Annotated in this window: 19 protein-coding genes; 7 read left to right on the top strand and 12 right to left on the bottom strand. The window is 67.5% G+C overall.

Translation table 11 applies throughout. The features are described 5' to 3' along the window. Position 1 precedes the first annotated feature (1 nt). Together GEM_RS16685 and GEM_RS16680 are read right to left on the bottom strand one after the other, a co-directional pair. The gene (locus GEM_RS16685) at positions 2–973 is read right to left on the bottom strand and encodes a dipeptidase (RefSeq protein ID WP_014898531.1); all 972 of its coding nucleotides are present in this window, start codon (positions 971–973) and stop codon (positions 2–4) included. Between the two features lie 43 nt (positions 974–1016). Continuing rightward, positions 1017–2291, bottom strand: a complete 1275-nt coding sequence (locus GEM_RS16680; RefSeq protein ID WP_006749550.1) for a serine hydroxymethyltransferase — start codon at positions 2289–2291, stop codon at positions 1017–1019. Positions 2292–2647: 356 nt separating this feature from the next. On the opposite strand from GEM_RS16680, the gene GEM_RS16675 reads away from it, so the two are divergent. Continuing rightward, positions 2648–3763: a GlxA family transcriptional regulator gene (locus GEM_RS16675; RefSeq protein WP_080599433.1), complete on the top strand. Its 1116-nt coding sequence runs from the start codon at positions 2648–2650 to the stop codon at positions 3761–3763. A gap of 54 nt (positions 3764–3817) precedes the next feature. Here the strand turns inward: GEM_RS16675 and GEM_RS16670 are convergent, their stop codons facing one another. Continuing rightward, positions 3818–5230 carry a discoidin domain-containing protein gene (locus GEM_RS16670; RefSeq protein ID WP_041490715.1) on the bottom strand — a complete coding sequence of 471 codons (1413 nt, stop codon included), beginning with the start codon at positions 5228–5230 and terminating at the stop codon, positions 3818–3820. Between the two features lie 282 nt (positions 5231–5512). Between GEM_RS16670 and GEM_RS16665 the strand changes: the two genes are divergently transcribed. From GEM_RS16665 to GEM_RS16655, 3 genes are all read left to right on the top strand, one after another. Continuing rightward, positions 5513–6934, top strand: coding sequence for a PLP-dependent aminotransferase family protein (locus GEM_RS16665; RefSeq protein WP_014898528.1), 1422 nt, complete (start codon positions 5513–5515; stop codon positions 6932–6934). An 8-nt stretch (positions 6935–6942) separates the two neighbouring features. Continuing rightward, entirely contained in the window at positions 6943–7734 is a 792-nt protein-coding gene (locus GEM_RS16660; RefSeq protein WP_014898527.1) for a hypothetical protein, read from the top strand. Positions 7735–7847: 113 nt separating this feature from the next. Then, the gene (locus GEM_RS16655) at positions 7848–8735 is read left to right on the top strand and encodes a DMT family transporter (protein WP_014898526.1); all 888 of its coding nucleotides are present in this window, start codon (positions 7848–7850) and stop codon (positions 8733–8735) included. Here GEM_RS16655 and GEM_RS16650 read toward each other — a convergent pair. From GEM_RS16650 to GEM_RS16610, 9 genes are all read right to left on the bottom strand, one after another. Beyond that, a complete protein-coding gene (locus GEM_RS16650; protein ID WP_014898525.1) occupies positions 8724–9638 on the bottom strand; it encodes a LysR substrate-binding domain-containing protein in 915 nt (304 codons plus the stop codon). The genes GEM_RS16655 and GEM_RS16650 overlap by 12 nt on opposite strands. Before the next feature lie 183 nt (positions 9639–9821). Beyond that, positions 9822–11018, bottom strand: a complete 1197-nt coding sequence (fdhA, locus tag GEM_RS16645) for a formaldehyde dehydrogenase, glutathione-independent (protein WP_014898524.1) — start codon at positions 11016–11018, stop codon at positions 9822–9824. A gap of 499 nt (positions 11019–11517) precedes the next feature. Next, the gene (locus GEM_RS16640; RefSeq protein ID WP_014898523.1) at positions 11518–12708 is read right to left on the bottom strand and encodes an HlyD family efflux transporter periplasmic adaptor subunit; all 1191 of its coding nucleotides are present in this window, start codon (positions 12706–12708) and stop codon (positions 11518–11520) included. Continuing rightward, the gene (locus GEM_RS16635; protein ID WP_014898522.1) at positions 12708–14525 is read right to left on the bottom strand and encodes an efflux transporter outer membrane subunit; all 1818 of its coding nucleotides are present in this window, start codon (positions 14523–14525) and stop codon (positions 12708–12710) included. Before GEM_RS16635 ends, GEM_RS16640 begins: the two co-directional genes overlap by 1 nt. An 8-nt stretch (positions 14526–14533) precedes the next feature. Then, positions 14534–15472, bottom strand: a complete 939-nt coding sequence (locus GEM_RS16630) for a glycosyltransferase family 2 protein (protein ID WP_014898521.1) — start codon at positions 15470–15472, stop codon at positions 14534–14536. 10 nt (positions 15473–15482) lie between these two features. After that, entirely contained in the window at positions 15483–17078 is a 1596-nt protein-coding gene (locus GEM_RS16625) for a DHA2 family efflux MFS transporter permease subunit (protein WP_014898520.1), read from the bottom strand. Further along, complete coding sequence (locus tag GEM_RS16620) at positions 17075–18358, bottom strand: glycosyltransferase (RefSeq protein ID WP_014898519.1); 1284 nt, start codon at positions 18356–18358, stop codon at positions 17075–17077. Before GEM_RS16620 ends, GEM_RS16625 begins: the two co-directional genes overlap by 4 nt. Positions 18359–18375: 17 nt before the next feature. Then, on the bottom strand, positions 18376–18945 hold the full coding sequence (locus tag GEM_RS16615) for a methyltransferase family protein (RefSeq protein ID WP_014898518.1): 570 nt from the start codon (positions 18943–18945) through the stop codon (positions 18376–18378). Positions 18946–19030: 85 nt separating this feature from the next. Continuing rightward, positions 19031–19933, bottom strand: coding sequence for an alpha/beta fold hydrolase (locus tag GEM_RS16610; protein ID WP_014898517.1), 903 nt, complete (start codon positions 19931–19933; stop codon positions 19031–19033). Between the two features lie 722 nt (positions 19934–20655). Between GEM_RS16610 and betI the strand changes: the two genes are divergently transcribed. Genes betI through betA form a run of 3 tightly spaced genes read left to right on the top strand, consistent with a single transcriptional unit; the run spans position 20656 to position 24465 of the window. Beyond that, on the top strand, positions 20656–21240 hold the full coding sequence (betI, locus tag GEM_RS16605) for a transcriptional regulator BetI (RefSeq protein ID WP_014898516.1): 585 nt from the start codon (positions 20656–20658) through the stop codon (positions 21238–21240). A 32-nt stretch (positions 21241–21272) separates the two neighbouring features. After that, positions 21273–22742, top strand: a complete 1470-nt coding sequence (betB, locus tag GEM_RS16600; protein WP_014898515.1) for a betaine-aldehyde dehydrogenase — start codon at positions 21273–21275, stop codon at positions 22740–22742. Between the two features lie 22 nt (positions 22743–22764). Continuing rightward, complete coding sequence (gene betA, locus GEM_RS16595) at positions 22765–24465, top strand: choline dehydrogenase (protein ID WP_014898514.1); 1701 nt, start codon at positions 22765–22767, stop codon at positions 24463–24465. Positions 24466–24511: the final 46 nt, after the last annotated feature.

Below are 24511 nucleotides of genomic sequence, written 5' to 3'. Positions count from 1 at the left end.
CTTACGCGCCCCACACGTCCTTGAACACGCGCACCCAGTTCTCGCCCATGATCTTGCGGATGCGCGACTCCTTCCAGCCGTGGCGTTCCATCGCCGCGGTCAGGTTCGGGAATTCGCCGATCGTGCGGATGCCGTCCGGGTTGATCACCTTGCCGAAGTTCGTCAGCTGGCGATAGCGGCCCTTGTCATGCGTCAGCATGTCGAAGAATTCCTTCGCGAAATCCTGCGTGAAGTCCGTGCCGATGCCGACCGCGTCTTCGCCGATCAGGTTCACGACGTAGTCGATCGCCTCGATGTAGTCGTCGATGTTCGCCTCGATCCCGCGCTTCAGGAACGGCGCGAACATCGTCACGCCGACGAAGCCGCCCGCGTCGGCGATCTCCTTCAGCTGCACGTCGCTCTTGTTGCGCGGATGCTCCTTCAGGCCCGACGGCAGGCAGTGCGAGTAGCACACCGGCTTCTTCGAGAACGCGATCGCTTCCGACGACGTGTTGCCGCCCACATGCGACAGGTCGACCATGATGCCGACGCGGTTCATCTCGGTGATCACTTCGCGGCCGAAGTCCGACAGGCCGCCGTCGCGCTCGTAGCAGCCGGTGCCGACCAGGTTCTGCGTGTTGTAGCAAAGCTGCACGACGCGCACGCCCATGTCGGCGAACGCCTCGATGTAGCCGAGGTTGTCCTCGAACGCATGCGCGTTCTGGAAGCCGAGGATGATCCCGGTCTTGCCTTCCTTCTTTGCGCGGAAGATGTCGTCCGTCGTGCGCACCAGCGTCAGCAGTTCGCCGTTGTCGCGGATCTTCTTCTTCATCACGCCGATGTTGTCGACGGTCTTGGTGAAGTTCTCCCACACCGACACCGTGCAGTTCGCGGCGGTGATGCCGCCCTTTCGCATGTCCTCGAACACCGGCTTCTCGAACTTCGAGATGTTCAGTCCGTCGATGATGATGCTGTCCTGATGCAGCGTGCTCATATCTGCCTCTCGCTCCAGTCTCTGCTTTTGTGGGGGTCGTCGATCAGTAAATCGGGAAGCGCTCGCAGAGCGCGAAAATCTCGCGGCGCACGCGCTGTTCGGTCGCGTGGTCGCCTTCCGGGTTCGCGCGCAGCGCGTCGAACACTTCGAGGATCAGGCGGCCGACTTCGCGGAACTCCGCGACGCCGAAGCCGCGCGTCGTGCCGGCCGGCGTGCCGAGACGGATGCCCGACGTGACGGTCGGCTTCTCCGTGTCGAACGGAATGCCGTTCTTGTTGCAGGTGATGCCGGCGCGCTCCAGCGCCTGTTCGACCGGCGCACCCTTCAGGCCCTTCGGGCGCAGGTCGACCAGCAGCAGGTGGTTGTCGGTGCCGCCGGTGACGAGGTCCACGCCGCCGGCCTTCAGCACTTCGCCGAGCGCCTGCGCGTTCGCGAGCACGTTGTCGATGTAGGTCTTGAAATCCGCGTGCAGCACTTCGCCGAACGCGACGGCCTTGCCGGCGATCACGTGCATCAGCGGGCCGCCCTGCAGGCCGGGGAACACGGCCGAGTTGATCTTCTTCGCGATCTCTTCGTCGTTGGTCAGCACGAAGCCGCCGCGCGGGCCGCGCAGCGTCTTGTGGGTAGTCGACGTGACGACGTGCGCGTGCTCGACCGGGTTCGCATGGCGGCCGGCGGCGATCACGCCCGCGATGTGCGCCATGTCGACCATCAGCTTCGCGCCGACGCTGTCGGCGATCGCGCGAAAACGTGCGAAGTCCAGTGCGCGCGGGTACGCCGAGAAACCGGCGATGATCAGGTTCGGCTTGTGCTGGTGCGCAAGTTCCTCGACCTGGTCGTAGTCGATCCGCATCGTGTCGCGGTTCACGCCGTACTGGACGGCGTTGAACCACTTGCCCGACAGCGCCGGCTTCGCGCCGTGCGTCAGGTGGCCGCCCGCGTCCAGCGACATGCCGAGCACCGTGTCGCCCGGCTTGGCCAGCGCGAGCATCACCGAGCCGTTCGCCTGCGCGCCCGAGTGCGGCTGCACGTTCGCGTAGCCGGCATTGAAGATCTGCTTCACGCGCTCGATGGCCAGCGCCTCGACTTCGTCCGCGAATTCGCAGCCGCCGTAATAGCGCTTGCCCGGATAGCCTTCCGCGTACTTGTTGGTCAGCACCGAACCCTGCGCCTCGAGCACCGCGCGCGACACGATGTTTTCCGACGCGATCAGCTCGACCTGCGACTGCTGGCGCTCGAGTTCCTTCAGGATGGCGCTGCGCACCGGCGCGTCGCGCTCGGCTAGGGGCTGCGAGAAGAAAGGCTGGGTGTTCGACATAGTGCGTCCGTGACGAAGAATAAAGGGCTGATACCGAAGCGCGAGGCCCGCCGTACCTGGGTTTCCAGCGCATCCAGTGCAAGGCTGCCGACGGCTCTATTCTTGTCGTTCGGATTTTCGGCGGATTGATGAATTTAGACGCGTTCTTTGCCTTTTCCGCCATGCACGTCCGTTTTGTACAAGTGACCGGTCGTGCTTTTTCGGATGACCAAGCAAACGGCCAGCCGCGGTTCACCTATGGACAGGCACTCCGCCGGTGCCTCCGGCGCCCGGCCGAGGTGCAGTCCGTCACGTTTACGGTGCAGCGCAGCATGCGCCTTTCACCCATACAACGTATGGAGCTAGGGTTTAGCCGTATGGCACGCTTGTTGCGCTCGCTCACACAATACGGCAGCCCGATCCGTGCCTCGGGCAAAAAGCTATTAGAGATTCAAGGAACGCCCCCCATGTCGCCCGACCGCACAGCGTCGCTGTCCCACTTCGCGTTCATGCCCTTACCGAATTTCACGATGATCGCGTTCACCAATGCGATCGAGGTGCTTCGGATGGCGAACTACCTGAGCGGACAGCCGCTCTACCGCTGGTCGGTGATCAGCCCGGACGGCGGCCCGGTCACGGCGAGCAACGGCCTCACGGTCGACACGGGCCCGGCCGAATGCGTGGGCCAGCCGGATATCGTATTCGTGTGTGGCGGCGTCGAAGTGCAGCGCGCGACGACGCCTGACCATCTGTCGACGCTGCGCCGCTTCGCGCGCATGGGGCTGCCGCTCGGCAGCCTGTGCACGGGCACCTATGCACTCGCGAAGTCGGGCCTGCTCGCGGGCTACGCGTGCGCGATCCACTGGGAAAACATGTCGGCGCTGAAGGAAGAGTTTCCGGACACGCGCTTCCTGAAGGAACTGTTCGTGGTCGACCGCGACCGCATCACGTGCACGGGCGGCGTCGCACCGCTCGACATGATGCTGAACCTGATCGCCGCGCGGGTGGGCACCGCGCGCGTCACGCAGATCGCCGAGCAATTCATCGTCGAACACGTGCGCGACACGAGCGCGCAACAGCGGATGCCGCTGGTCGCGCGGCTCGGCTCGGCGAACAAGTCGCTGTTCGAAGTGATCTCGCTGATGGAGAACAACATCGAGGAGCCGCTGTCGCGCGAGGAGCTCGCGCGGCTCGCGAACATGTCGCAGCGCCAGCTGCAGCGCCTGTTCCGCGAACATCTAGGGATGACGCCGACGCACTATTACCTGACGCTGCGGCTGCGCCGCGCGCGCGAGCTGCTGCTGCAGACCGACATGTCGATCATGCACATCACGATGGCGTGCGGCTTCCAGTCGGCGTGCCACTTCAGCAAGAGCTATCGCGACGCGTTCGGCGTCGCGCCGACGCGCGAGCGCCGCAAGCAGGTCGCCCCGCTCGCACAGGGCGCGACGGTCGGCGGGCCGGCTTTTCCGACGCATGTGATTCATGCGTGACGCGCGCGCAGTGCGATAAAAAAAGCGGCCTTCAAGGCCGCTTTTCGTTTGCGCTTACGATCCCCACACCTGCATTTCGTCGAGCGAGTAACCCCACTGCGTCGCCCGCTTGGTGCCGAGCATCCGCACGTAGCGACCCTGCGCGTTGAGGTTTGGCAGCGTCACGTGGCCATACGACACGCCGTTGTTCGTCGAGTAGACCGTCGTCCAGTTCGCGTTGTCGTTCGACGTCTGGATCTGGTAGACGAGCGCGCCCGCATCCCAGTAGAGATCGACGCTGCTGATCTTCTTCACCGCGCCGAGATCGACAGAGATCCATTGCGGATCGACGCCGGCACCTTCCGGAGAATCCCAGCGCGTGCTCGTCGTGTTGCCATCGAACGCCTTGTCCGGCGTCAGCGACGCGTTGTAGCTTGCCGAGGCAGCAGCCGGGTGCCCCTGCGACAGCAGCGTCGGCTGCGCGGCGGCCGGGCCGCCGTAGTAGCTCGAGCCGAGCTTCGCCTTGGTCGTGTCCGCATTCACGCCGAACTGCGACAGGCTCCAGCGCTGGCCGGTCGTCACGTCGCCGACGTAGAGCTGGTAGCCGCCCGCCGTCGTCGACGAGAAGAACACGTAGTTCGTGCCGCTCACCGGCGCCGGGTCCGAGTTGTTGCTCACGCAGTCGTTGATCGGCAGCGCGTTCGGCGTCGATGCCGGGTCCGCCGTCTTCGTGTAGATCTGGTCGGCGCCGCCGGTGTCCTTCCAGCGCGCGTAGAACACCATGCCGTCGCCGCGCACGATCGGATAGTAGGTCTGCAGCCCGGCCGGATGATCGAACGTGGCGGTCACGCCGGTCGCAATCGTGCGCTTCATCAGCCCCATGTTCGCGCCGGTGCCCGTCGCGTAGTACACGGCGCTCGCGTCCGGCGCGAGGAACGGCATCGAGTATTCGGCGCCGGCCGGTGCGTTCGTCAGGCTCACGACCGACGTGAACACCGGGCCTGCGCTCGTGTACGACAGCGTGGCCTGCTTCACGTCACCGTTCTGCTTGAACACGAGCGTCTTGCCGTCCGCGCTGAATTTCGGATCCTCGTTACGCGTCGCGCCGGTGCTGTTCGTCAGGTTGACGGGCGGCGTGCCGGCGCCGAGTTGCAGCATGAACACGTTCCAGGCGCCGTTGCTGATACCCATGAACGCGAGCCACTTGCCGTCCGGGCTGAACACGCCGTTCATCGGATCGGTGATGCCCCAGCTGCTCTTGCTCAGTTGCGTGAGCGTATGGGCGGAAAAGTCGTACAGGAACAGCTGGCTCGTGCCGTCGCCGTAATTGACGTAGCTGTGGTAGACGAGCTTGCCGGTCAGTGCGGCGGGAAACGACGCGTTGGACTGCGTCGGGGGATTGCTGATGCAGGCTGCTGCGGCGGCGCCGCTGAACAGGTCGAGGGCGATGCCGGCCAGGAGGCCGGCGACGAGGAACTTCGATTTCACGCTGGTTGCTTCCGGGTTAGGTAGGGACATTGCAGACAAGGTCCTGCGCTCGGTGCACGGGGGCACGTAGCCGCCATCTGGCAGCGTGAACGCCGGATCGATCAGGCATCGGGAATAAAGCTTGCGAAGAATGCCCGTTCGCTCGTCTGAAGAAAAGGATCAAACTGATTCGAAAACAAGCGGATCAGCGACATGCGGATCAGCGATTGAGGGCGGGATTGAACGCGGCAGATGTCGTGCTACTCTTTTTTCACGACGGCCGCGGTCGGCCGGAGGGCAGGCATGAAGCGATATGCGGCGCTCGCACAGACGATTGGCGACGCGATCCGGCGTGGCGACCTCGGGGCCGGCGCGCGCATCCCGACCGTGCGCGCAGCGTGCCGCGCTTACCGTGTAAGTCCTTCCACCGTGTTTCGTGCGTACTACGCACTTGAAAGCGAGGGTCTGATCACCGCGCGTGCGCGTTCCGGATATTTCGTTTCGAACCTCGATGACAAGCGCGTGCGCGCGGGTCACGACACACCGCGCAAACCCGCTGCGTCGCATACCGGTGACGATGATGTGCTGTTCCGCTTGCTCGACTCGCTCAAGTGCGACGACATCGTGCCGCTGGGGTCCGCGTTCGCCAGCTATTCGCTGTTTCCGATGAGCAGCCTGTGGCGGTCTGCGGCGTCGGCGGCCCGCAACATGGACCGCGCGAAACTGCTGGCCGGACTGCCGCCCGGCCACGAAGCGCTGCGCCGCCAGATTGCGTTGCGCTACCTGAACGCGGGCGCGTCATTGCCGATGGAAGAGATCGTCATCACGACCGGCGCGGCCGAAGCGCTGACGTTGAGCCTGCAGGCGCTCACGCGCCCCGGCGACATCGTCGCGATCGAACGTCCGGCCTACCACGCGGTGCTGGAGGCCGTGCAGCGGCTGCATCTGAAGGCCATCGAAATTCCGGTGGATCCGCGCACCGGCCTCGATCTCGATGCGCTCGCCGACGCGCTCGACACGCATCCGGTGCGCGCGTGCTGGTTCATGACCTCGTTCCACAACCCGACCGGCGCGACGCTGCCGGACGAGCGCAAGCGCGCGCTGATCGACCTGCTCGCGTCGCATCGCGTGCCGCTGATCGAGGACGACGTGTTCGGCGAACTGCATTTCGGCTCGACGCCCACGCGCCCCGCGAAGCTGTACGACGAAAGCGGACTCGTGCTGCATTGCAGTTCGTTCTCCAAATGCCTCGCCCCCGGATTCCGGGTCGGCTGGGTCGCGGCCGGACGCTATGTGAAGCAGATCAGCCAGGCGAAAAACGCGAGCGCGCCGGCGGCCGACGTGCCTGCGCAGATGGCCGTCTCCAGCTACCTGCGCAACGGCGCATACGACCGCTTCCTGCGCAGGCTGCGGCGCAACCTGGCCGCGCACCAGGCGCAGATGCTGGCGGCCGTCCGCGCATACTTTCCGCCCGACACGGAGGTGTTTGTCCCGCGCGGCGGGTATTTCCTGTGGATCGAATTGCCGCCGCACGTGGATGCGATGCAGTTGTTCGGCGACGCGATGGAAAACGGCGTCAGCCTCGCGCCCGGACCGATCTTTTCCATGACGGGCGCCTTTCAACGCTACGTCCGACTGAACTATGGCCGGCCGTGGACCCCTGCCGTCGAGGACGCGATGCAGACCATCGGGAAACTCGCGGGGCGGCAACGACAGACGAGGTAGCAACGACCATGCAAGTCCTGCCCAACCGGAAAGTCCGCGCGCGCGACACACTGCGCGGCGCACTGAACCTGCGTGCCGAGCCACGCGATGCCGTCGGCCTGTGCTGCCGGCAGTGCGGCTTCATGGCATTCCGCGCCAGCGAGCAGTGCCCCGTCTGCGGACTGGGGAACTGGCCGTTCGCGCCGCTGCGTGAACGGAGCGACGATGCGCATGCCGCGCAGGCCACGCCCCCGCACGATGCGCAACCCACGTGGTCGTCACGCGTCGCGGCCGCGGCGCGCAGCGCGGCGGTCCGGCAGCCGAGCGCGTCGAGCGCGCCCCTGCTGAGCATCCTGACCCTCGTGTTGCTGGTCGGCGGCTATGTAACGTTCGACCGGATGTGCCAGGCGAATCCCGTCTGTCGCGGACAGGGTACGCCAGCCCCGGTGGCGGCCGACACGCCGACCTTGCCGGTCGTGCCCGCGCCCGCCTATGCGTTTCATCCAGCCGATCACGCGCCGGTCGACACTGAGCGGCTCGCCAACGCCGACCGGCCGAGCGACGCCGATCAATCAGGCGATGCGGACACACGTCGACATATAACCGGACGAACCGGACGAGCGGCCACGACGGTCGCGCACCACGCACCGCCGCTGCGCGAGCCGGGCAGCGCGCGCGGCGGCATTCGCGTCGCCGACTGGAAAGGCGGTGTCGCGGCCCGGCGCACGCATGCGATCCGCCGCGTGAGCGTGCACATGCGTCACGGTCGCCGCGCCGTGGCGAGCGGGGCTCACACGGCCGAGCTCTATCGCGGACACTGAGCGCGCGGCGCGACGATTCAATTTTCTAAACCGGCACTCACAAAATCGGGTTTGCGTCGCGGCGGGCGGATGACGTTCAATGGGTTGCCCCACCCACGGAACGGAGTCCGTCCATGAATGCACTGCAACTCGTGACCCTCGCGGCAATTTGGGGCGCGTCCTTTCTGTTCATGCGCATGGGCGCGCCGGAATTCGGCGCGATCCCGCTGATCGCGCTGCGCGTCGCGATCGCGGCCGTGCTGCTGTTGCCGGTGCTGCGCGGCGCGGACGCGCGACGCGAATTCCGCATGCATGCGGTACCGCTGTTCGTCGTCGGCATCTTCAACTCGGCCCTGCCGTTTTGCCTGCTGACCTATGCGGCGCTGTTCGTGTCGGCCGGCACCGATTCGATCCTGAACGCGACGACCCCGCTATGGACCGCGCTCGTCGCCTACCTGTGGCTGCGCACGCCGCTGACGAAGCCGCAAACGCTCGGCCTGGCAGTGGGCTTCGCCGGCGTCGTCGTGCTCGCGGGTTCGGCGATCGGCGCCGGCACGCCGGGCGCACCGCGCGCAATCGCCGCCGCGATGCTCGCGACGCTGTCGTACGGGTTCGCCGCGCACTATTCGAAGCGCAAGCTGGCGAACGTCCGGCCGTTCGTGTCGGCGTTCGGCAGTCAGTTGTTCGCGGCACTCGTGCTTGTCCCGCTGGCCGCGCCGATGTGGCCGCAAACCCCCGTTCACGCGTCCGCGTGGATCGCCGTGATCCTGCTCGGCGCGATCTGCACGGCCGTCGCGTACCTGCTGTATTTCGGGCTGATCCGCAACGCCGGCGCGCAATACGCGGCGTCGGTCACGTTCCTGATTCCGATCTTCGGCGTGGTGTGGGGCGCGATCTTCCTGCACGAAACGATTACCGTGCAGACGGTCGCCGGGTGCGCGATCATCCTGCTCGGCACGGCGCTCGCGACCGGCAAGCTCAAGGGATTCGCGACCGGTGCCGTGCGCGGGTCACGCCAATAGGTCGCGTGGGTCGTCGCCGTCGCCGCCGATCTCGCGCGCGAGCCAGTCACGGAACGCCGCGATCTTCCACTCGTCACGGCGCGTTTCGCTGCACACGACGTAATAGGACAGCTCGGTCGGCCAGGGGTGCGCCAGCACGCGCACCAGCCGCCCGGCCGCGACTTCGTCGCGTGCGTAGATGTCGCGAACCAGCGCGATGCCCTGCCCGGCCGCCGCGGCCTTGATCAGCAACGCATCCTCGCTGAAGCTCGCGCCGCGCGGCGCACGCGCATCCTCGATCCCCTGCGCGCGCAGCCACAGCACCCAGTCGGCGCGGTCCGCGTCCTGCAGCAGCGGATACGACAGGCAATCGGCCGGCGTCGCGACCGGACGGGCCGGATCGAGCAGGCGCGGGCTGCAGACCGGCCACAGCTCGGGCGTCCAGATGCGGAACGACGCGTGCCCCGGGTAATGGCCCAAGCCGTGCCGGATCGCGACGTCGACGTAGTCGCGCCGCAAGTCGACCAGTTGCGCACGGGTCTCGACGGTGATCTCGATTTCAGGGTATTCGGCACTGAACGAACCGAGGCGCTGCACGAGCCAGGTGTTCGCGAAGGACGCGGTGGTCGTCACCGCGAGGCGGACGATGCGCCGGTTCGCACCGTGCACGTTCGACCATGCGGCTTCGATCTCGGTGAACCCGCCGGCAAGCTGGTCGAACAGCGCGCGGCCCGTACCGGTCAGCTCGAGCTCGCGGCCGGTACGCTCGAACAGGCGCACGGCGAGGCGATCCTCGAGATTGCGGACATGCTGGCTGACGGCGCCCGGCGAAATGCAGAGCAGGTCGGCAGCCTGCTTCATGCTGCCGCATCGCGCCACTTCGACGAACGTGTGCAGCGCGGCGAGGGGGAGTGACTTGGCCATCCGTGAGTCGCCGCCGGACGGCGATAGAGGGTCGGGAACGGGCGATGATTATCGCAGCAATTGCGCACCGCAGCGATCGGGGTTCGCCAGCGTGGGCGGCGACGAAGCCGCTGCGTCCCGCCCACAGCGAAAACGGGCGGCACCGTCTCCGGTGCCGCCCGCCTCATGCCCGCGGTTCGTGCGTCAGGCTGCCAGCAAACCGTGCGGATCGATCACGAATTTGCGCGGCGCGCCGCCGTCGAACTTCTTGTAGCCTTCCGGCGCCTGGTCGAGCGAGATCACCTCGACGTTGACGATCTTCGCGATCGGCAGACGGTCGAACAGGATCGCCTGCATCAGGTTGCGGTTGTACTTCAGCACCGGCGTCTGACCCGTGAAGAACGAATGCGACTTCGCCCAGCCGAGGCCGAAGCGAATGCTCAGGCTGCCGTGCTGCGCGGCCTTGTCCTTCGCGCCCGGATCGTCCGTCACGTACAGGCCCGGGATGCCGATCGCGCCGGCCGGCCGCGTGATTTCCATCAGCGAGTTCAGCACCGTCGCGGGCGCTTCCTCGGAATGGCCCGACGATCCGTGGCCGTGCGCCTCGAAGCCGACGCAGTCGACCGCGCAGTCGATCTCCGGCACGCCGAGGATCTGCTCGATCTGCTCGCCGAGCGACGCGTCCTTCGACAGGTCGACCGTCTCGAAGCCCATCGCCCGCGCGTGTGCGAGGCGTTCCGCGTTCATGTCGCCGACGATCGTCACCGCCGCGCCGAGCAGGCGCGCCGATGCGGCCGCGGCCATCCCGACCGGGCCCGCGCCCGCGATGTAGACCGTCGAGCCCGGCTTCACGCCCGCGCTCACCGCGCCGTGATACCCGGTCGGCAGAATGTCGGACAGGCAGGTCAGGTCGCGGATCTTCGCCATCGCCTGGTCGCGGTCCGGGAATTTCAGCAGGTTGAAGTCGGCGTACGGCACGAGCACGTACTCGGCCTGGCCGCCGATCCAGCCGCCCATGTCGACGTAGCCGTATGCGCCGCCGGCACGCGACGGGTTCACGTTCAGGCACACGCCCGTATGGGTGTCCTTGCACATCGCGCAACGACCGCACGCGACGTTGAACGGCACCGACACGAGATCGCCGATCTTCAGCGTCTCGACGTCGCGGCCCACTTCGACCACTTCGCCCGTGATCTCGTGACCGAGCACGAGGCCGACGGGGGCAGTCGTGCGGCCGCGCACCATGTGCTGGTCGGAACCGCAGATGTTCGTGCTGACCACTTTCAGGATCACGCCGTGGCCGATCGCGCGGCCGGTCGGATCGACCATCTTCGGATAATCGATCTTCTGGACTTCGACCTGGCCCGGCCCAAGATAGACGACACCTCGATTGCTGCTCATCGTATTGTCTCCATGTCTCGTTGGATGGCGCCGCTGCGCGCCGGCGGATGCGGCGCACTCGCAACGTGCTGTTCGAGAGTAGTCCCGGAGGCGGGGGCGCCGATGTCGCAAACCCGACATGCGTTTGATCGGTGCCGACATCGATGGCGGAAACACGAAAGTCGGGGCAGTAGACGGCCGATACGCGCGAGATGGAAGGCGGGACGCGCGGCCCCGGGGCACGGTCGATCGGCGCGACCGGCCCGCCTCGCTGCTTGGGCCTGCTGCTTGGGCCTGCTGCTTGGGCCTGCTGCTTGGGCTTGCTGCTTGGGCCTGCTGCTTGGGCCCGCTGCTTGGGCTTGCTGCTTGGGCCTGCTGCTTGAGCCCGCTGCTTGGGCCCGCTGCTTGGGCCCGCTGCTTGGGCCCGCTGCTTGGGCCCGCTGCTTGAGCCCGCTGCTTGAGCCCGCTGCTTGAGCCCGCTGCTTGGTCCGGCCGCCTGGACCGGCCGCTTGCCCCCCCGTTACCCGCCCTGATTCTCGCGGACAATCGCGGCGGCGGCAGCCTCGGCGTCGCTCGCGACGCCATCATGCATGCGCGTGCTGACGGCCGGGGTCGGCGGCTCGCTGTCGAGCGCGTGGCCGTCGCGGTTGTGCGTGTCGACCGTCGCGCGCATCGACAACCCGACCCGCAGCGGATGCGCGGCCAGATCGCGGGGATCGATCGCGATCACGACCGGCACGCGCTGCACCACCTTGATCCAGTTGCCGGCCGCGTTCTGCGACGGCAGCATCGAGAACGCACTGCCGGTGCCCGCGGAGAAACCTTGCACGCGGCCGCGATAGATGACGCGCGACCCGTACAGGTCGGACACGACGTCGACCGGCTGGCCGACGCGCATGTGGCGAATCTGCCCTTCCTTGAAATTCGCCTCGATCCACAGCCGGTTCAGCTGCACGATCGACATCAGCGGCACGCCCGGACCGACCTGCTGGCCGGCCTGCACCGAACGCTGGCCGATCGTACCGTCGACCGGCGCGACGATCGTCGTGCGCTTAAGGTTCCGGTATGCGAGCTTGAACTGCGCAGCCGCCTGCACGACCGCCGGGCTCTCGTCGACGGGCAGCTTGCTGCCGAGCGCGCGCGCCGCTTCGAGCTGCGCCTGCGCGGCCGCGAGGTTCGCCTGGGCACCGGCGACCGCCGCGCGGGCGCGCGCCAGTTCCTCCGGCGCGACGATCTCGACCGATGCGCCCGAGCGCGCGGCAAGCGCACGCTGCGCGAGCGACAGGTCGGCCTGGCGCGCGTTCACGGCTTCGACGTACATCGTGTTCGAGATCTTCGCGTTCGCGACCTGCCGCACGGCCTGCACGAGCTGCGCCTTCGCCTGCGCGAACGCCACGGAGGCTTCCGTATCATCAAGCCGCACGAGCGTCTGCCCGGCGCGCACGGCCTGCGTGTCGGCGACCAGCACGTCGGTCACGGCGCCCGGGATCTGCGCTGCGACCTGCACGATGCTGCCCGCGACGTACGCGTCGTCGGTGTCCTCATCATAGCGGTCGCGCAGCAGCCAGAACGCGCCCCAGACGAGCGCGGCCAGCAGCACGACCGCGAAGAACAGCGTGAAGCGCTTGCGGCGCGTCGCCCGGCGCGCGTCGAGTGCCGGGTCGTTCAGGGCGGCCGGCTGGGCGGCGGTATGAAAGTTGTCGTGGTGCATCAGTCGCTTTGCGTAACGATCAGGCGGTCATGCTGGAACTGGGGTATCGCGGGCAGGCGTGCGTCGGACGGGACAGCCGACGCCGGGCTGCGCACGCCGGCGGTCACGCTCGCGATATCGGCCGCCGCACTGCGCGGCGGCATGACGGCCGCCGGCGGGTCGATGCGCGCGGCATACGGCGCCACGGCATTCCCTGAAACGGCCGCACGACGCGCTTCCGTGCCAGTGTTCGTCGGGTTACGGGCAGCGGCATTCGCCGTCGCACCGCGCTTCGTCCGTGTGGCTTGAGCCGTACGCGCAGCAGGTGTCGATACTGAAGCCGATGCCATCGTTGCGCCCGCATCGAACCCGCCGCCGAGCGCGCCGACCAGCCCGACGCGCAGCGTTTGCTGCCGCCCGAGCAACGCGATGAGCTGCGCGCGCTCGTCGATCAGCGTGAGATCCGCGACATCGACGTCCTTCTGCATCAGCACGCCGCGCCGGTGGCGATCGGCCGCGATCTGCACGATCTTCTGCGCGGCGGCAACTGCGTCCTGCTGCTGCGCGACGAGCGTCTGCGCGGTCTGCAGCGACGTGACGATCTGCGCGACCTGCCCGAGCGAGTCGTCGACGGTCTTGTTGTACAAGCCGATCGCGACGTCGGCCTGCGCGACGTCCGCGCCGAGCTTCGCCTTCAACCGGCCGCGATCGAACACCGGCAGCGAGATCGCGGGGCCGACGGAGCCGGCGAGCGCGTCGCGCGAGAACAGCGATGCGGGCGTCAGCGCGAACACGCCGCCGAGCGCGACGAGGTTCACGTCCGGATAGAACTGCGCGCGCGTCGAATCGGCATTCGCGAACGCGGCTTCGACGCGCAGCCGCGCGGCGACGATGTCGGGCCGGCGGCCCAGCAGATCGGCCGGCAGCCGCGCCGGCAGCGCGCCGCCGGGGAACGCGCCGACGCGCGGCCGCTGCAGCGCAAGCCCGCGCTCGGGGCCGCGGCCCGACAGCACGCCGAGCTGCAGTTGCGCGAGCTTGATCTGCTCGTCGTTCAGCGCGATCTGTTCGAGCAGGCGGCTGCGCTTGATCGACGCGTCGCTCGCGTCGTACGCGTTGTCGAGGCCGCGCGCGGTGCGCTCGCGCAGCACGGCCGTCACGCGCTGGCTGATCTTCAGCTTCTGCTGCAGCAGGTCGCGCGCCGCGTACGCCTGGTCGAGCTGGCAATACACGGTGACGATCGCCACCGCGAGCGTGAGCCGCACCTGCTCGGCCTCGACGCCCGCCGCATCGCGCAGCGACATCAGGCTCCTGGTCGCCGCGCGGTTCTTGCCCCACAGGTCGAGCTGGTAGTTCAGCCCGACGAACACCGACGACGGCGATACGATCGGATCGCCGAAGATCTCGACCGGCACGCGATAGCCGCCGGCCGTCACGTCGGCGATATCGCCCGGCTTCGGCATCCGCGCGCGGCTGACCGTCGCACCGGCCGTGCCGGTCAGCCCGGTCAGCGAATCGAACTGCCGCAGCTGCGCCTGCGCGATCCGCAACCGCGCCTGCGCGACCTGCAGATCCGGATTTTTCTGCGACGCCTCCGCCACCAGTGCGTCGAGCTGCGGATCCTGCAACTGCCTGACCCAGTCCGGCGCGGGCCACGCGCCGTCCGCGCCGGGGCCCGCGGTGTGCGCGAGCGCGTCGCCGGCCGGCGCGCGCAGCGACAGCGACGGCAGGAACCCCGACGGCACGCAGCCGCCCAGCGTCAGCAGCGCGGCCACCGCCAGGATCGTCCAGCCGCCCTGCCCGCGGCGCGCCGGCCGCGCCGCTTTCGTGATGCGTTCCATCGCTGCCCTCATCCCTGCTGCACGCGCTGCGCCCGCGCGGCCAGACGCGGCCGCGTGCGCTCGAGCGGACCGAGCCGGCCGAACAGGCCGTCCGTGATGCCGAACAGGATGCCGGCGAGCTTCGCGCGCTTGTCGCGCTCGACGAGCGCGATCTGCACGACCTGCCACACGGTCAGCAGGTTCGGCACGATCGCCACCGGAAAGCGCCACCCGTACTGCATCCCGAGCTGCACCGCATTGCGCGCGCTGTAGTAGCGCCGTTGCCACGAGTGATTCATCGACGTCATTTCGAAAGGGCCGAACGCGTGACGCTGCTTCGCGCCGATCCGGTGCGGCAGCACCAGCGACGGCACGATATAGAGCGGCACGTTGCGCGCGAGCGCGCGGAAGCTGTACTCGGTGTCGACGTGATCGATGAACAGCGTCTCGTCGAAGCGGCCGAGCACGTCGAACGCGGCGCGCGGCACGACGCAGCCCGACGAGATCAGGAACGCGCAGCGCTGCAGCGGCGTGTGGGGCTCGAGGCGCAGCCGGCGCAGCGCGATCCCGTTGGTCGCGAGCTCGGGCAGGAAGCTGCGCGCGTTCTCGTCGAAGATGCGCGGGCCGGCCAGGAACGCGCGTCCCGCGAGGCCCGCGCAGATCTCGCGCATCGCGGCGAAGTAGCCGGCCGGCACCGACGAATCCTGGTCGAACAGCGCGACCGCATCGACGTTGTCGCGAAACAGCGCCGCGAGCCCCGCGTTGTACGCGCCCGCGATCCCGCCGCGATTGCCGTGATGCAGCAGCGCGATGCCGTCGCGCGCGCACCGTTCGCGCGCGCGCGCATCGGGATGCGGCGTGTTGTCGACGACGAGCAGCGCGTCGCACGCGTGCCGCCACGCGCCGAGCGCCTCGAGCTGCGCGTCGGTCGGGTGATACAGGATCACGAGTGCGCCGAGTGTCGTCATGCCTCTCTCCTCAATGTCCGAACGACGCTGCCGCGCCGCGCTTCGGCCGCGTCAGCCACATCATCGCGGCGAGCACGAGACAGGTCATGCTCGCCATCCAGAACATGTCGCCCGTCGCCATCATGTACGCCTGCTGCATCACGACCTGGTGCAGCGTCGTCAGCTCGCGCACGCCGTCCACGCCCATCGCGTTCAGCGTGTGCACGAAGCGCTGCGTGTTCGCCGACGCGTGCGTGACCGATTGCGACACGACGTCGTAGTGATAGGTCGCGCGGTTGTCCCACAGCGTCACGCTCATCGCGGTGCCGAACGCGGCCGACAGCGTGCGCAGGAAATTCGACAGGCTCGACGCGGCCGCGAGCCGGTCGTCCGGAATACGCGACAGCGTCGCGGCGGTCAGCGGAATGAAGAAGCACGGCAGGCCGATCCCCTGGATCAACCCGGGCGCGGCGATCTGCGCGAACGTCATCGTCAGCGTGAAATGCGCGTCCCACGCGAGCACGGCCGCGAACACCAGGAAGCCGAAGGTCGCGAGCACGCGCGCGTCGAAACGGTGCGCATGCAGGCCGACGAGGATCGAGAACACCAGCGCGAGCACGCCGAGCGACGCGGTGGCCAGTCCCGCGTGGAACGCGTTGTAGCCCATCACCGCCTGCATCCACAGCGGAAACACGACGCCCACGACCGAGAAGCTCATCATCCCGAGCGAGATGATCAGCACACAGAACGAGAACGTGCGGTCGCGAAACAGGCTCAGGTCGACGACCGGATGAGCCTCGCCGGCCTCCCAGATCAGCAGCGACACGATCGCGAGCCCCGCGACCACCGCGAGCGTGACGATCAGCGGCGAATCGAACCAGCCCTTGTCGTGGCCGAGATCGAGCATCGCCTGCAGCGAGCCGACGCCGATCACGAGCAGCACGATGCCCGGCACGTCGATCGGGCCGGCCGCGCCGCGCTGCGCGTCGGGGCGCAGCATCGCGGTGCAGACCGCGAACGAGAACAGCCCGATCGGCAAATTGATCAGGAAGATCCACGGCCACGAGAAGCTGTCGACGATCCAGCCGCCGACCACCGGCCCGAAGATCGGCGCGAGCAGCACCGTCATCGCCCACAGCGCGAGCGCGACGGTGCGCTTGTCCGGCGGGAAACTGCGCAGCAGGATCGTCTGCGACAGCGGCACCATCGGCCCCGAACACAGCCCCTGCAGCGCGCGGCAGACGACCAGCACGTGCAGGTCGCGTGCGAGCCCGCACAGCAGCGACGTCAGCGTGAACAGCAGCACCGCGCCGACGAACAGCCGCAGCTCGCCGACGCGGCGCGCGAGCCAGCCGGTCAGCGGCACCGCGATCGCGGCCGCGACCGAGTACGAGCTGATCACCCATGTGCCCTGGCTGTTCGAGACGCCGAGACTGCCCGAGATCGCCGGTACCGCGACGTTCGTCACGGTCGAGTCGAGCACTTCGATGAAGGTCGCGAGCGACAGCGCGAACGTCAGCAGCGCGAGACGGGCCCCGCGCACCGGCGGCGCGCCCGGCGCGAGCGCGACCGCATCGAAGGCGGCGGGCGCGGCGGGCGCGTCCTGCTGCGGCGACGTCGTGCTCATGCGCCCGCCGTCGCGACGGCGGCCGGCGCGCGCGCACGTCCGCGTTTCGGCGCGAAGCGCTCGATGAAATCGGCGGCCGCCTCGCAACCGTCCGGCGCCGCGTTGATCAGCGCACGCGTGCGCTCCGCATGCACGGCGATGTCAGGCTGATCCAGTACGCGCATGAGCGCCGCACCGAGACGCGCGCCGTCGACGGGACCGTCGACGCGCACACCGGCGCCGCTCATCGCGACACGCTGCGCATTGTCGAACTGGTCGTGCGCGAACGGCGTCACGACTTGCGGGATTCCGGCTTCGAACGCGAGCGCCGCGGTGCCGATCCCGCCGTGATGCACAAGCGCGCGGCAACGCGGCAGCAACGTGCGCATCGGCACGAAACGGCGCACGAGCAGGCGGTTGCCGTCCGATGCCGCATCGTGCGGGGTCAGCAGGATGCCGCGCGCGCCAGTGGCGCGCAGCGCGTCCGACACCGCGCGCGCATACGCGGCGTGATCGACGAGCGTCGAGCCGGCCGTAAACACCACGGGCGGCTCGCCGGCCGGGAGAAACACGTCGAGCGCGGCGTCGTGGCCGGGCGTCGCGACGTCGTTGAACAGCGGAAAGCCGCTTTGCAGATGCTGCGCCGGCCAGTCGCGCTGCGCCGGTGCGAACCAGTCGGGAAACAGGCACAGCACGCCGTCGGTCGAATGCAGCCAGCGGCCGAGCACGCGCCGCGCGGGCGCGAGCCCGAGTTCGCGGCGCACCGTATTGAGCGCCGGGCCGCACACGCGGTCGAGCACCTGCCGCTCGATCAACGTCATCAACGCCACTTTCACCGGCAGCGGCCAGCGCGCGGGGATCGTCAGGCGCGGGTGCGTCGGCGGCACGTGCGCGGACAGCAGCGTCGACGGCGACACCTGCACCGATACGTACGGCGTGCCGTGCAACTCCTGCATGAAGCGCGCGGAAAACGCCCACAGCGTGCCGACCAGCACGGTATCGCGATCGGTCAGCGCGCGCAGCACGTCGTAATGCGGCCGCAGCACCGGCGCGATCACCTGCCACAGCGTGCGGAACGACGTGCGCGGATCCCATAGCGCCGGATTCGCCATCGCGGCCTCGTACTCGGCTGCCGTGCCGACCGGCACGAACGCGAAGCCGCAGCGGCGCGCGGCCGCCTCGAACGGCGGATGCGTGCAGAACACGACATCATGGCCGCGCATCGCGAGCGCACGCGCGACGCCGAGCAGCGGATGCACGTCGCCCGCCGAGCCGATCGCGGTCACGATCACCTTCGCCATCGCGCGCCTCGCGGGAATCAGTAGAAGCCGGGAATCAGCGCCGCGACCTCGCGGCGGTACTGCGTGTACGCCGGCCCGAAATGGCCGCTCAGCCAGCTCTCCTCGACACGCACCTTGTATGCGAGCGACGCGAACACGAGCACCACGCCGAGCGCGCCGCGCCACTCGCCGCCGATCAGCGCGGCGCCGACCAGCGCGATCAGGCAGCCGGTATAGATCGGATGACGCACGAGCCCGTACGGACCGGTGCGCACGAGTTCGTGGTTTTCCTTCAGCGTGACGGACACGCTCCAGTTCGTGCCGAGATGCAGCCGCGCCCACACCGAGAACAGCAGGCCCGCGACCAGCACCGCGAGCCCGCATTGCGCCTGCAGGCCGAAGCGCTGCCAGTCGGGCACGATCGCGTGCAGCGTCGGGGCGGGCAGGATGATCAGCGCGCCGCCGACGATCAGCGGAATCGACTGCAACGTGCGCGAGCGCGACGCCTCCTTGCGCACGGTCGTCTTCACGCCCTGCGACGTCGCGATCCAGTAGGCGAGCCACACGGCCCACGGAACGACGATGGCGATGGTCTGAACGATATTCACGGCTGGCCTGCCTCGTTTGGATGGGAATTCGGATATGCCCGGCGCACCCGGTGCGCCCAGTGCGCCGGATGCGCGCCGTGCCGCGTCACGACGACAGTGCCGCCATCGGCGCGGACACGTAGGCGTGCGTGGCGCCGCGCGCGATGCCCGCGGCAACGGGTGGCGCGTCGCAGAAGAAGCCGAGCAGCGCCGCACGCGTGGTCTCGCGCTGCGCGCGGCCTTCGATGTCGAGGAAATGGCCGGCATCGGGAATGGTCGCGAAGCGCGCGCGCGGCACGTGCGCGGCCAGCTGGCGAACGTCGGCCGGCGTCGTGTAGTCGTCGCGCTCGCCGTTCAGGAACAGCAGCTCGCAGCCGATGTTCGAGAACTCGCTCAGGTAGCGCTCCGGCTGCAGCGACAGGATCTGGTCGACGTGGAACGCGACCTGGTCCTGCTCGTCGCGCGGCAGGCGCGTCAGATACCGGTAGTTGTACAGCTTCATGATGCGCGGCAGGTAGCGGCCGACCGTATCGTTGAGCAACTGCGCGGCCTTCAGGTTCTCGCCGGCTGCGATGTGGTCGCGGGCGCGTGTCACGTAGTCGACCATCGCGTCGTTCAGGAACGGCGAGAACGAACAGATCGCCGCGCGCCGCACGCTCGGACAGCCGCGCGCGAGTGCGAACAGCGACGCGACGCCGCCCCACGACACCGACACCAGGAACGCGGGCGCGAAGCGTTCGACCAGATGCTGCAGGATCGCGGCCTCGTCGTCCTTCGTCAGGACGAAGCAGCCCGGATTGTGCTGGCGCGACTGCCCCGCATACGGCAGGTCGAAGCAGATCGTGTTCAACCGCTCGCCGAGATACTGGACCGTCTGCCCGAACGACGCGGTGGTCGCGAGCGCGCCGTTGACGAGCATCGCCGTGTCAAACGACGGATCGAACACGTTCCGTTCGACGTAGACCTTCAGACCATTCGGCAGCGGGACCACGTATTTTTCGGTCGGCATCGTCGTTCTCCGGTGAATGCGGCGTCTCGGCGTCGCGGCATGCTGCAGGTGCGCAATGGCTGGCGCCGGCCCTGTTCGCGCTCGTTGGCCGCGCCCATTGCCGGCGCACCGCGACCCATACCCGCGGCGCCGATTCATTCCTTCTGGTGCGGCGCCATACTAATACGGTCGATATTACTTACTCAAGTCATTCCAACGATCCCCTCTACTTCACCGGGAAATACGTTCGATTCAAATTTTTCCAGCATTTTTTATGGTAAGCAGAATTGGATGAAAGGCGATCGCAATCGTTTGCCAACATGCCGACTGGCGGCCAATATTTCGCAAACTTCCACGCACATTCAATGACTTATGACGTTTCAATCATTCTATTGAAACGGATTTCCCAAAATTACCGATGCGCTCGACAGGCAGCGCAATTTTCATTTATCGAGTGATCTCACATAGCTCGACATTCTTTCGTCTCGTAATAAATCAAATCCCGTCACTTTCACAACCATTGCGCCGCCTTTACTCGAATCGTTTTAAACAAACTTAAAATTATTTAACCTTCTTTCAATTCGTTTTTCCGCACCTGCACAATCGCCGCGACCACACCGGATCCCGTCTTCAGGCATCCCGATCCATCGTCAGACCCCGATTTTTTATTGATTGAACGATCAATAAAAAACCGATAAGCTCACGACTTCCAGGAACGGCCCGTCCGGGCGAAGGGAGTCGCGATGCCGAAAGTCGGAATGCGGGAGATCCGTCGTGCGCAGTTGATCGACGCCACGCTGCGCTCGATCGACGAGGCCGGCCTGCCCGGCACGACGCTCGCGTCGGTCGCCCAGCGCGCGAAGATCTCGACGGGCATCGTCAGCCATTACTTCGGCGACAAGGACGGCCTGCTCGAAGCGACGATGCGGCACGTGCTGCGCGATCTGTGGACGGCCACGACGCGCCGTCGCGTCGCGGCCCGCAAGGATCCGCGCTCGCGGCTGCGCGCGATCGTTGCCGCGAACTTCGACGACACGCAGGTCAGCGCGCCGGTGATGAAGACCTGGCTCGCGTTCTGGTCGCAGAGCATGCACGACGCGATGCTCAAGCGCCTGCAGCACGTCAACACGCGGCGCCTCCATTCGAACCTGTGCGCCGAATTCGCCAAGGCCCTGCCGCGCGCGAAGGCGCGGGAAGCCGCCAGCGGCCTCGCCGCGCTGATCGACGGCCTGTGGCTGCGCGGCGCACTCGCCGGCGGCCCGATCGACACCCGGGCGGCACTGAAGCTCGCCCACGATTACATCGACCTGCTGCTCGCGTCCGCCTGACGCGTCACGCAGTCGCCCTCAAGGAGATCCTCATGTCCGTATACGGTTTGCAGCGCCTCTACATCGGCGGCGGTTACGTCGACGCCACCAGCGGCAAGACTTTCGACACCTTCGATCCCGCCACCGGCGAACTGCTCGCGCAGGTGCAGCAGGCGAGCGCGGCCGATGTCGACCGTGCGGTCGCCTCGGCGCAGGAAGGCCAGCGCGAATGGGCCGCGATGACCGCGATGCAGCGCTCGCGGATCCTGCGCCGCGCGGTCGAGCTGCTGCGCGAACGCAACGACGAACTCGCAGCCATCGAGACGCGCGACACCGGCAAGCCGATCGGCGAGACGCTCGCGGTCGACATCGTCACCGGCGCGGACGTGATCGAGTACTACGCGGGCCTCGCGACCGCGATCGAAGGGCTGCAGGTGCCGCTGCGCGCCGAGTCGTTCGTCTATACGCGCCGCGAGCCGCTCGGCGTGTGCGCGGGCATCGGTGCATGGAACTACCCGATCCAGATCGCATGCTGGAAGACGGCGCCCGCGCTCGCGGCCGGCAACGCGATGGTGTTCAAGCCGAGCGAAGTCACGCCGCTGACCGCGCTGAAGCTCGCGGAAATCTATACGGAAGCCGGCGTGCCGGCCGGCGTGTTCAACGTCGTCCAGGGCGACGGCTCGGTCGGCGCGCTGCTCACCGGCCACCCGGACATCGCGAAGGTGTCGTTCACCGGTGGCGTCGAAACCGGCAAGAAGGTGATGTCGCTGGCCGGCGCATCGTCGCTGAAGGAAGTGACGATGGAACTCGGCGGCAAGTCGCCGCTGATCGTGTTCGAGGATGCCGACCTCGACCGCGCCGCCGACATCGCGGTGACCGCCAACTTCTTCAGCTCTGGCCAGGTCTGCACCAACGGCACCCGCGTGTTCGTGCACCGCTCGATCAAGGACACGTTCACGCAGAAGGTGCTCGAACGCGTGAAGCGCATCCGCGTCGGCAAGCCGACCGATGCCGACACCAACTTCGGCCCGCTCGTGTCGGCCGCGCAGCTCGACAAGGTGCTCGGTTTCATCGACAGCGGCAAGGCCGAAGGCGCGAAGCTGCTCGCCGGCGGCACGCGCCTGACCGACGGTCACTTCGGCAGCGGCCAGTATGTCGCGCCGACCGTGTTCGGCGACTGCCGCGACGACATGAAGATCGTCCGCGAGGAAATCTTCGGGCCGGTGATGAGCATCCTCGATTTCGAATCGGAGGACGAAGTGATTGCCCGCGCGAACAATACGCACTACGGCCTCGCGGCCGGCGTCGTGACCGAGAACCTGTCGCGCGCGCATCGCACGATCCACCGCCTCGAAGCCGGCATCTGCTGGATCAACACGTGGGGCGAATCGCCGGCCGAGATGCCGGTTGGCGGATACAAGCAATCCGGTGTCGGACGAGAGAACGGCATCACGACGCTCGAACACTACACTCGAATCAAATCGGTACAGGTCGAGCTCGGCCGCTACAACCCGGTGTTTTGAGAACGATAGGAGATACCCCGTCATGACGACACGCGAATACGACTACATCATCTGCGGCGCCGGTTCCGCGGGCAACGTGCTCGCGACGCGCCTGACGGAAGATCCGAATGTCACGGTGCTGCTGCTCGAAGCGGGCGGCCCCGACTACCGCTTCGACTTCCGTACGCAGATGCCGGCGGCGCTCGCCTATCCGCTGCAGGGCCGTCGCTACAACTGGGCCTACGAGACCGACCCGGAACCGCACATGGACAACCGCCGGATGGAGTGCGGTCGCGGCAAGGGGCTCGGCGGCTCGTCGCTGATCAACGGGATGTGCTACATCCGCGGCAACGCGCTCGACTACGACAACTGGTCGACGCACAAGGGGCTCGAGAACTGGACGTATCTCGACTGCCTGCCGTACTTCAAGAAAGCCGAGACGCGCGACGTCGGCCCGAACGACTATCACGGCGGCGACGGCCCCGTGTCGGTCACGACCAGCAAGCCGGGCGTGAACCCGTTGTTCGAGGCGATGGTCGATGCAGGCGTGCAGGCCGGCTATCCGCGCACTGACGACCTGAACGGCTATCAGCAGGAAGGCTTCGGTCCGATGGACCGCACGGTCACGCCGAAAGGCCGCCGTGCCAGCACCGCGCGCGGCTACCTCGACCAGGCGAAGGTGCGGCCGAACCTCGAGATCGTCACGCACGCGCTCGCCGACCGCATCCTGTTCGACGGCAAGCGCGCGTCGGGGGTCACCTACCTGCGCGGCAGCGAGCGCGCGACCGCGCACGCACGCCGCGAAGTGCTCGTGTGCAGCGGCGCGATCGCGTCGCCGCAACTGCTGCAGCGCTCGGGCGTCGGCCCCGGTGCGTGGCTGAAGGAACTCGACATCCCGATCGTGCTCGACCTGCCCGGTGTCGGCCAGAACCTGCAGGATCACCTGGAGATGTACATCCAGTACGAGTGCAAGGAACCGGTGTCGCTGTATCCGGCGCTCAAGTGGTGGAACCAGCCGAAGATCGGCCTTGAATGGATGCTGAACGGCACCGGCCTCGGCGCCAGCAACCACTTCGAGGCGGGCGGCTTCATCCGCACGCGCGACGACGATCTGTGGCCGAACATCCAGTATCACTTCCTGCCCGTGGCGATCAACTACAACGGCTCGAACGCGATCGAGATGCATGGCTTCCAGGCGCACGTCGGTTCGATGCGCTCGCCGAGCCGCGGCCGCGTAAAGCTGCGCTCGCGCGATCCGAACGATCATCCGAGCATCCTGTTCAACTACATGGCCGAAGCGCTCGACTGGCGCGAGTTCCGGGATGCGATCCGCGCGACGCGCGAGATCATGCGGCAGCCCGCGCTCGACCGTTATCGCGGCCGCGAGCTGAACCCGGGTGCTGACTGCAAGTCCGACAAGGAGCTCGACGCATTCGTGCGGGCTCGCGCGGAAACCGCGTTCCATCCGTCGTGCTCGTGCAAGATGGGCTATGACGACATGGCCGTGGTCGATGAAGAAGGTCGCGTGCACGGCCTGGAAGGGCTGCGGGTGGTCGATGCGTCGATCATGCCGATCATCACGACCGGCAACCTGAACGCGCCGACGATCATGATCGCGGAGAAGATCGCGGACAAGATCCGCGGCCGCAAGCCGCTTGCGCGCGTGGACGTGCCTTACTTCGTCGCGAACGGAGCGATGGCGCGGAATGTCGCGAAGGCGGTGCGGCAGCCGGAGACGGTGTAGTCGGGCAAGCGCCCTCGCCGGGCGCAGCAGCACGTCTCAAGCGGCT

This window comes from Burkholderia cepacia GG4 (assembly GCF_000292915.1).
Taxonomy (GTDB): Bacteria; Pseudomonadota; Gammaproteobacteria; order Burkholderiales; family Burkholderiaceae; genus Burkholderia; species Burkholderia cepacia_D.
The sequence above is the reverse complement of the archived record's forward strand: the minus strand, read 5'-3'. Positions and strand labels throughout refer to the sequence as shown.

What these genes read in the sequence shown, in the direction of transcription:
- GEM_RS16685 (WP_014898531.1), bottom strand. Translation starts at nt 973, where the DNA reads ATGAGCACGCTGCATCAGGACAGCATCATCATCGACGGACTGAACATC.
- GEM_RS16680 (WP_006749550.1), bottom strand. Translation starts at nt 2,291, where the DNA reads ATGTCGAACACCCAGCCTTTCTTCTCGCAGCCCCTAGCCGAGCGCGAC.
- GEM_RS16675 (WP_080599433.1), top strand. Translation starts at nt 2,648, where the DNA reads ATGGCACGCTTGTTGCGCTCGCTCACACAATACGGCAGCCCGATCCGT.
- GEM_RS16665 (WP_014898528.1), top strand. Translation starts at nt 5,513, where the DNA reads ATGAAGCGATATGCGGCGCTCGCACAGACGATTGGCGACGCGATCCGG.
- GEM_RS16660 (WP_014898527.1), top strand. Translation starts at nt 6,943, where the DNA reads ATGCAAGTCCTGCCCAACCGGAAAGTCCGCGCGCGCGACACACTGCGC.
- GEM_RS16655 (WP_014898526.1), top strand. Translation starts at nt 7,848, where the DNA reads ATGAATGCACTGCAACTCGTGACCCTCGCGGCAATTTGGGGCGCGTCC.
- GEM_RS16650 (WP_014898525.1), bottom strand. Translation starts at nt 9,638, where the DNA reads ATGGCCAAGTCACTCCCCCTCGCCGCGCTGCACACGTTCGTCGAAGTG.
- fdhA (WP_014898524.1), bottom strand. Translation starts at nt 11,018, where the DNA reads ATGAGCAGCAATCGAGGTGTCGTCTATCTTGGGCCGGGCCAGGTCGAA.
- GEM_RS16640 (WP_014898523.1), bottom strand. Translation starts at nt 12,708, where the DNA reads ATGCACCACGACAACTTTCATACCGCCGCCCAGCCGGCCGCCCTGAAC.
- GEM_RS16635 (WP_014898522.1), bottom strand. Translation starts at nt 14,525, where the DNA reads ATGGAACGCATCACGAAAGCGGCGCGGCCGGCGCGCCGCGGGCAGGGC.
- GEM_RS16630 (WP_014898521.1), bottom strand. Translation starts at nt 15,472, where the DNA reads ATGACGACACTCGGCGCACTCGTGATCCTGTATCACCCGACCGACGCG.
- GEM_RS16625 (WP_014898520.1), bottom strand. Translation starts at nt 17,078, where the DNA reads ATGAGCACGACGTCGCCGCAGCAGGACGCGCCCGCCGCGCCCGCCGCC.
- GEM_RS16620 (WP_014898519.1), bottom strand. Translation starts at nt 18,358, where the DNA reads ATGGCGAAGGTGATCGTGACCGCGATCGGCTCGGCGGGCGACGTGCAT.
- GEM_RS16610 (WP_014898517.1), bottom strand. Translation starts at nt 19,933, where the DNA reads ATGCCGACCGAAAAATACGTGGTCCCGCTGCCGAATGGTCTGAAGGTC.
- betI (WP_014898516.1), top strand. Translation starts at nt 20,656, where the DNA reads ATGCCGAAAGTCGGAATGCGGGAGATCCGTCGTGCGCAGTTGATCGAC.
- betB (WP_014898515.1), top strand. Translation starts at nt 21,273, where the DNA reads ATGTCCGTATACGGTTTGCAGCGCCTCTACATCGGCGGCGGTTACGTC.
- betA (WP_014898514.1), top strand. Translation starts at nt 22,765, where the DNA reads ATGACGACACGCGAATACGACTACATCATCTGCGGCGCCGGTTCCGCG.